1 protein-coding gene is annotated in these 1692 nt (G+C 39.1%); it reads right to left on the bottom strand.

Translation table 11 applies throughout. From position 1 onward, the window contains the following. Positions 1-240 precede the first annotated feature (240 nt). Positions 241-1560: a S1C family serine protease gene (locus FC65_RS10510; RefSeq protein ID WP_056972680.1), complete on the bottom strand. Its 1320-nt coding sequence runs from the start codon at positions 1558-1560 to the stop codon at positions 241-243. Positions 1561-1692 lie beyond the last annotated feature (132 nt).

The raw sequence follows: 1692 nt of genomic DNA on the forward strand, positions 1-1692 counted from the left end.
AAAATTTACCCACACAAAGTTGACACTATCGAAAACAAACATCCATTTGCCACCGACTATGTTTACTAGTACAATAAAAAAACCCGCTTTATGTTATTGACATAAAACAAGTTTGATATTAGAGTAAGATATTTACAACATTCTATTTAGCGTGTCAGTATGTTCATAGAACGGTTAAGTTCTAATTATCCAACTTTGTAGCACAGCCGTATTGCTACTTAAAATCATGTTCCACACTCGCTACCTTTCATTTGATGCTGTTGATGTGTTCGAATCATTGGCCTCAAGTGTCAGTTTAACATCTGCTGTCTGTTCCTTACCCTCATGGTAATACTTGACCTTGACCGTATCACCGATCTTATGTGCGTATAAGGCTTCACGCAAACTGACAATATCCTTGACCTTCTTATCACCTAGTCCTGTGATCACATCATATTTCTTAAGACCAGCGTCTTTCAAAGGCGAATCTGAGTTGACCTTCATCACTACGATCCCACTTGTCACGCTATCTGGCAGTTTTAAAGTCTTTTTGCGATCTGAAGATGAAATATAGTCTAGATTCAACAAAGAGATCCCTAATGCTGGACGACTAACTTTACCATTTTCAGCTAACTGATTAACGATCTCAACCACTTCGTTACTTGGAATAGCAAAGCCCATCCCCTCAACAGAAGCTTCTGATGAACCAGAACTTGATAATTTCATCGAGTTGATCCCAATAACTTGACCGCCAATATTGATCAACGGACCACCTGAGTTACCCGGATTGATTGCTGCATCAGTTTGGATAACAGTAGCTTGACCTGTAGCGACCCCTGAACTATTTGTCATATCGATCGTCCGTTTTTTAGCAGAAATGATTCCTCGTGTCAGGGATGTGGCGTAATCTGAACCCAATGGAGACCCAATAGCCAACGCCGTTTCGCCAACGCTGATCTTGTCAGAATTGCCAAATGAAGCAATTTGGTCAACATATTTAGCATCGATTTTCAACACAGCCAAATCACTGACCGAATCATGACCAACTACAGATGCATTTAATTTATGACCATCACTCATTAAGATCTCGACTCTGTCTGCCCCCGAAATAACATGATTATTTGTCACTACGTAAGCTGTATTACCAGACTTTTTGTAGATCACTCCAGAACCTTCACTCGCCTGCTCCGAATCAGATCCGCTAGAAGAATCATCATCACCAGATTGTCCATACAACCCGGCAATTGAACTTGATGTATCATCTTTAGAATAAGCCTCAACTGATACGACAGCACCCTTGATCTTTTTAAAAGCACTCTCTGCATCAGAAGTTACCTTCACATTAACATTACTTGTTTTGGTTTTGGTTTTAGAATTATCAGAATTTAACTTCTCATCCTGATTATTTTGCGCTAATGAATAACCGCCAACGACTACACCTCCGCCGATAAGTCCTGCAATCAATGCAATCAGGAAAATTTTCCACAGTTTTGGCCCGCCAGGACCGCCCGAATTATTTTGTGACCCATTTTCTGGATCCACTTCTTTGTATTCTCCGTCAAATTGCCCCTTATTGTCCATGCCTAAACTCCTCTCGTACCATTATTGTCTTATATTATAATTTATGAAACTGTTTTACTATGAACGATAAACCAATATTACCATAAATTTAATGTTCTTTAAAACTTGAAATGTCAAATTAAGTTAGAAATA

The organism is Ligilactobacillus acidipiscis DSM 15836, assembly GCF_001435755.1.
GTDB classification, from domain to species: domain Bacteria; phylum Bacillota; class Bacilli; order Lactobacillales; family Lactobacillaceae; genus Ligilactobacillus; species Ligilactobacillus acidipiscis.